Below are 6183 nucleotides of genomic sequence, written 5' to 3'. Positions count from 1 at the left end.
CTCACGGCCACCATCCTGCTGGGCGTGGCGCGGGTCGCGGCCTACATCGGCGTGGGCGTGTTCAGCGCGCTGATCGTCGCGGCCATCCGCGACGGCCGCGACTACTCGGCCCTGATCGCGGGCCTGCTGGTCGCCGCGCCGCTGGCCGCGCTGTTCCACTGGCTCGAGTCCTGGCTGGCGCACGCCATGGCGTACCAGTTGCTGGCCGACATGCGGGTCAAGCTCTACGACAAGCTGGAGCGCCTGGCGCCGGCCTACCTGTTGCAGCGCCGCTCCGGCGACCTGGTGGCGCTGGCCACCCAGGACGTGGAAATGGTGGAGTACTTCTACGCCCACACCATCGCCCCGGCCATCGTCTCGGTGCTGGTGCCGCTATCGGTGCTGGGTTTCCTGGGCGTCTACAGCTGGCCGGTGGCGTTGGCGCTGCTGCCTTTCCTGGCCTATGCCCTGGTGTCGCCGGTACGCGGACGCCGCAAGGTCGACGCGCTGGGCGACAAGGCGCGCGAAGCGCTGGGCGAAATGAGCGCGCACACCACCGACACCATCCAGGGCCTGGCCGATCTGACCGCCTTCCAGGCCACCGGCCGCCGCCGCGATGAATTCCTGCGCGTGGCGGACCGCTACCGCACGCGCCGCCTGGACATCCTGGACGACCTGTCGCGCCAGACCGCGGGCTTCGAGATCGCCATGGGCCTGGGCGGCCTGGCCGTCGCGGTCGTGGGCGCACTGCAAGTATCGGCCGGCGCGCTGTCGGCGGGCATGCTGCCGCTGCTGGTGCTGATCGCCCTGGCGACCTTCCTGCCGGTGTCCGAGATCTCGCAGGTCAGCCGGCAACTGGCCGACACCATCGCCGCCACCCGCCGCCTGCACGTGGTCGCCAACGAACCCGAGCCCGTGACCGACGGGCCCCTGCCGGCGCCGGTTTCCGCCCATGGCCTGTCGCTGGCCTTCGATCACGTCAGCTTCGCCTATCCGGGCAAAAGCGCCCCCACCCTGCAAGACCTGAGCTTCAAGGTGCCAGCCGGCACCACCGTGGCCGTGGTCGGCGCGTCCGGCGCCGGCAAGAGCACGGTAGCCAGCCTGTTGCTGCGCTTCTGGGATCCGCAAGCGGGTCAGGTCAAGCTGGATGGCGTGGACCTGCGCGAACTGCAGCTGGACGGCCTGCGCGAACGCGTCGCGCTGGTGACGCAAGATACCTATCTGTTCAACGACACGCTGGAAGGCAACATCCGGCTGGCGCGGCCCGAGGCCAGCCCCGAGGACCTGGCGCGCGCGCTGGAACAGGCGGCGCTGTCGGACTTCGTGCGCGCCTTGCCGGAAGGCCTGGCGACGCGCGTGGGCGAACGCGGCATGCAGCTGTCCGGCGGCCAGCGCCAACGCATCTCGATTGCCCGCGCCTTCCTGAAGAACGCGCCCGTACTGATCCTGGACGAAGCCACCTCGCACCTCGACACCTTGTCCGAAATGCAGGTGCGCGGCGCCCTGGACGTGCTGATGCAGTACCGGACCACGCTGGTCATCGCGCATCGCCTGTCGACGATCCGCGATGCCGACCTGATCCTGGTGCTGGAACGCGGCACGCTGGCGGAGGCCGGCACGCACGACCAATTGCTCAAACGGCAAGGGGTCTATGCGCGGCTGGCCAGCCACCAGGGCGGCTACGCCGTCAGTAGCGCAACGTCTCTACCGACTTAGCATTGGCGCGCACTTCCGCATCCGTGAACCAGACCCGCTTGCTGCCGAAACTGCTGTAAAGGTCGAACTGGTCGCGGGTGTGGACCGACGGCGTGCCGTCCGGGGCGACGAAGCCGCTCTGCCCCGGCGCCACCACGTCCACCGCGCGCACGCCGCGGCCGTCGAACACGGTCATGTTGTTCTCGGTGCCGCGGTTCTGCGTGGCCGGGAAACTCAGCACCGCCTTGTCGTCCGCCTGCGGCACGCCCAGGAAGTTCTTGGGCGCGAACACCATGGGCGGCGCAGGGATGCGCCAGCTTGCGCGGTCCTGGCCGTAGGCCTTCCGCAAGGCCGCCAAGGCATCGTCCAGCGCGGCCAGGGTCAGGTCCTGCGGCCGCTGGCCATTGAAGAAGTCGTACTGCTGCGGCACGCCCGCATCGCGGCCGGCCAGCGCGTTGAACAGCACCTTCACTCCCACCGTCAGGTTGACCGAACCGGTGGCGGGCGCCGCCTGCGTCGGATAGCCGGTGGCGCTATACCACTTGAAGAAATCGGCGGGCATCTCGTCCGCCAGCGTACGCTTGAGCATGGCGCGCAGCCAGGCGTCCATCACGGCCGGACCGGCGTTGTCGTAATAGCCTGCCTGCTTGTCGCTCGTGCCCATGCCGTCCCAGGACGCCAGCCCCGCCACCAGCTGCGCCCGCGCATCGTCGGCAGGCAGCCCCTGCACCGCCTGCTGCAGGAACGGCAGGAAGTGGCGGCGGTTCACGTCGGCATAGCTGGTGGTGCGGATCAGGTCCCACATCTGCTGGGCGCTGATCTTGCCGCCATGAGCCGTCATGGCTTTCAGGCGGGTCTCGATCTCGGCGTAGCGGTCCGCCTGGCCCCACACGATGGCGAACAGGTCGGTGGACGGATAGCCGCGCATGGGCTGGTTGTTCCAGTTGGCGATGAAGCCCTGGCGCGGGTTGTAGACCTGCGGGTTGGTCGAGAACGGCAGCATGCCTAGCCAATCCATCTCGCCGGTGCCGGGCACGGGCAGGCGCGGATCATGGCCCGGGCGGCGCTTGGGATAGAAACCGGTGTGCGCGTAGCCGATATTGCCCTTGTCGTCCGCGTAATACCAATTGATGGTCAGCGCGTGGCGCGCCGCCTGGGTCTTCCACTGGTCCCAGTTGCGCGACTGCGCCTTGTGGGTCCAGGCCATCAGCGATTGCAGTTCATAGCCTTCCCAGGCGCGCGCCTTGGCGTAGGCCACGTGCTGCTTGTCGTCGAACTTGGTGACGATGCCATGCACCGTGCGGTACACGTCCATCATCACCGGCTGCGCGTCCTTGACCTCGATGAGCTCGGTGCGCTTTTCCATCGTCTTCCAGACGCCGTCGTGGAAGTAGCGGGTACGGTCGTTCGGATCGAGCTTCTCGGCGTAGATGTCGACGTCGTCGCCAAAGCCCGCGGTCGAACCCCAGGTCACATGCGCGTTATGGCCGAACAGGATGCTGGGATAGGCGAACGGCGTGTTGCCGACCACGTCGAAGCCCGCGCCGTGCAGGCCGATGCCATAGGTGTAGGCCGGATTCCACCAGCCGAACTGCGGCCCGTTCAGCAGAATGGAGCGGGCGTCCTTGGCGTGGTCGCGGCCCACGATCCACATATTGCTGGTGGTCGGAAAGCCGGCGATGCCGGGCTGCCCCGATTCCGCGAACTGCGCCAGCAGCCGCGCCGGCACGGCCGCGGGCGCCTCGTCCAGCACACCGCGCGTCTGCGGATCGCGCGCCACGCGTTCCAGCATGGGCGACGTGCCGTCGTAGCGCGGCAGCGCATAGGAAATCTTGGCGGGCGGCCGGGCGCCATCGGGCCGGTACACGCCCTCTTCCTCGGGCACGGTGGTAGGCGCACGGCTGTCGGTCAGCCAGCGCAGCTGGTTGAAGATCTGCATGGCGCGCGCGTCGCCGTGCTTGTCTTTCAAGGCGGTTAGCAGCGCCAGGTTGTCGATCTCGCTATTGGCGTCGGAAAAGCGGTTGGCCATGGTGCCCACGAACACCATCGCCACGTCATAGGCCGTCCAGTCCGCAGGCTGGAAGCGCAGGTCATTGAATTCCTTGGGCATCAGGCTGCCGGGCTCGGCGCGCACCCGCGCGATCCAGGCGTTCATGCCGGCCGCGTAGCCATCCAGGATCTGGCGCTCGGATGCCGGCAGCGCGGCCAACTGGCGCTGGATGCGCTCGGGCGAAAAGTTGCCGCGGATGGATTTATCGAAGGCCACCATGGGCTGGCCCAGCACCTCGGCCACGCGGCCCTGGGTACTGCGCCGCGCCATCTCCATCTGGAACAGACGGTCCTGCGCCACCGCATAGCCATAGCCGTAGAAGATGCCGTACACGGTATTGGCGTACACATGCGGCATGCCATAGCCGTCGCGCCGTATCGTGACCTGCCCGCTGGCCGCGCCCGCCGGACGCGCCGCGGCCTCGGCCTGCTTCTGGGAATTTTGCTGGATTTCCTGGGCCTGGGCTTGGGCGCCCATGGCTGCGCAGGCTGCCAGGATGGCGGCCGACAACAAGTGCTGCTTCATTCGAATCTGTCTCCGTATTTGTCGAGCCGCGCCGCGGTGCGACTCCCGGACGCGGTTTTGCGGCGTCTCTGCGGGCGCCGTCTGCGGACCATCATACGAACAGCCCTTCTATAATTCCAATGCATTTATTTCATAGTATTTATGCGGTCTGAACATGGATTTCCAGAAACTCAAGCACCTGCTGGCGGTGGTCGAACACGGCACCTATTCGCGCGCCGCGGAGGCGGTCAACTTGTCGCAACCGGCGCTCAGCCGCAGCATCCAGGCACTCGAAGCCGAACTCGGCCTGCCCCTGCTGGACCGCGGCACCCGCCGCGTGCGCCTGACGCCCTACGGCGCCTGCGTGGCCGAACGCGCGCGCCGCATGCGCTTCGAAGAAGCGGAACTGCAGCGCGAACTGAAAGCCCTGCACAGCGGCGAATCGGGCGCGCTGTCCATCGGGCTGAGCCCGGCGCCCGCGTCCCTGCTGCTGTCGCCCTTCCTGACCCACATGGCCGGGCGCCATCCCCAGGTGCGCGTCGGGGTCGAGCTGGGCGCCACGGCCGCCCTGCTGGAAATGCTGCGTACCGAACGCATCCATGCCATGGTCTGCGACGCGCGCATGCTGTATGACGCGACCGACCTGGAAACCCGCCCTTTGCCTCCCTTGCGGGCCGGCCTGGTCTGCCGCAAGGGCCATCCCATTCTTGCCTACAGGCGGCCAGGCATAGAACAGGTCCGCCAGTACCCCGTGGCCTCCAGCACGCTCAGCGCCGAAGTCTCGCTGCGGCTGGCGGAAACGCTGGGGCCGGGCGGCGCGCCCGAACAGATGGTCACCCACCGTTGCGAAAACCTGGACGCGCTGATCGAGCTGACGCTGCGCTCGGACGCGCTGCTGCTGGGCGTGATCTGCGTCACGCGCCGGCAGCAGGAAGCCGGGCTGCTGGTCGAAGTGCCGATCCCGTCCGATCCGCAGCGCCAGGGCCACTATGCGCTGGCCCGGCTGGCGGGGCGCACGCCCTTGACGGCGCAGGACGCGCTGTATGACTTTACGCGCGAGTGTTGGGACGGATTTGCGGCATTCCGGGCGTAGACCCGGGCCAGGAGCGACTGATCCAGGCCATGTTCAAGTACACCGGCTATCGGCGCGTCGCCATGCTGAAAAAGACCAGGCTGAGCAGCGCAGCAGCCATGTTGTAGAACATGGCCGCCGCCAGCGCCCGCCCATAGATCGATGCGCCATCGCCTGCGGACAAATTCCCCGCGGACTCGAGCACCGTATATATGACGCCACCCACCACCGCGACGCCGGTGGAAGTCCCGACGACTTGCAAGGTGCTGAGCATCCCGGAGGCCATGCCCGCCTGTTCCTCTTGCACCGAGCCAAGAATGGCATTGAATGCCAGCGGGATCACGAGTCCTTGTCCCGCGCCATTGAGCAGCAGCGATGCCACCAGCAACGTCAGGTTCTGGGGTTGCGTCGCCGCGGTGATCGCGGACAGCCCCAAGCCCGCCGTGAAGACCAGCACACCGAACAGCAGCGCCCCGCGCCCATAGCGAGCCGCCAGCTTGGGCCCGGCAAGCGAAGCGCCAAAGAATGCCAGTGCCGAAGGCGTGAACACTGCGCCCGCCATCAGCGGCTCCAATCCGAGCCCGAACTGCAATAGCAGCGTCAGCGCGAAGAAGAACGAGCTGATCGCGGAAAAAAAGAAAAACACCGCGCCTATGCCAGCCACGAATGGCCGATTGGCAAACAGCCGCATATCCAGCACAGGCACGCCACCGTACCGGGCCAGCGTCTTTTCATAGCGGACGAAGTACGCCAACACCCCCAGTGCCAGCACAGGCCCGGCAAACGACCACCAGGGCCAGCCGTGCTCTCGGCCCTCCATCACAGGCACCAGGATCAGAGCCAGCCCGGCGGCGCCCGCAAGCGCGCCGCGCAGGTCCACCCG

4 protein-coding genes are annotated in these 6183 nt (G+C 67.6%); 2 read left to right on the top strand and 2 right to left on the bottom strand.

Annotated features, from left to right (window positions below; translation table 11 throughout):
• Positions 1-1695, top strand: a 1695-nt coding sequence (locus VIR09_RS27575; protein WP_332015761.1) for an ABC transporter ATP-binding protein, incomplete at its 5' end; no start/stop codon positions are given.
• Here the strand turns inward: VIR09_RS27575 and VIR09_RS27570 are convergent.
• Positions 1667-4249, bottom strand: coding sequence for a penicillin G acylase (locus VIR09_RS27570; RefSeq protein ID WP_332015760.1), 2583 nt, complete (start codon positions 4247-4249; stop codon positions 1667-1669). The genes VIR09_RS27575 and VIR09_RS27570 overlap by 29 nt on opposite strands.
• Before the next feature lie 154 nt (positions 4250-4403).
• On the opposite strand from VIR09_RS27570, the gene VIR09_RS27565 reads away from it, so the two are divergent.
• The gene (locus VIR09_RS27565) at positions 4404-5321 is read left to right on the top strand and encodes a LysR family transcriptional regulator (protein WP_332015759.1); all 918 of its coding nucleotides are present in this window, start codon (positions 4404-4406) and stop codon (positions 5319-5321) included.
• Positions 5322-5367: 46 nt separating this feature from the next.
• Here the strand turns inward: VIR09_RS27565 and VIR09_RS27560 are convergent.
• Positions 5368-6183, bottom strand: an 816-nt coding sequence (locus VIR09_RS27560; RefSeq protein ID WP_332015758.1) for an MFS transporter, incomplete at its 5' end; no start/stop codon positions are given.

Origin of the sequence: Achromobacter sp. (assembly GCF_036567245.1) — a bacterium.
Lineage (GTDB): Bacteria > Pseudomonadota > Gammaproteobacteria > Burkholderiales > Burkholderiaceae_B > Achromobacter.
This window is presented reverse-complemented; position numbering and strand designations above follow the sequence as displayed.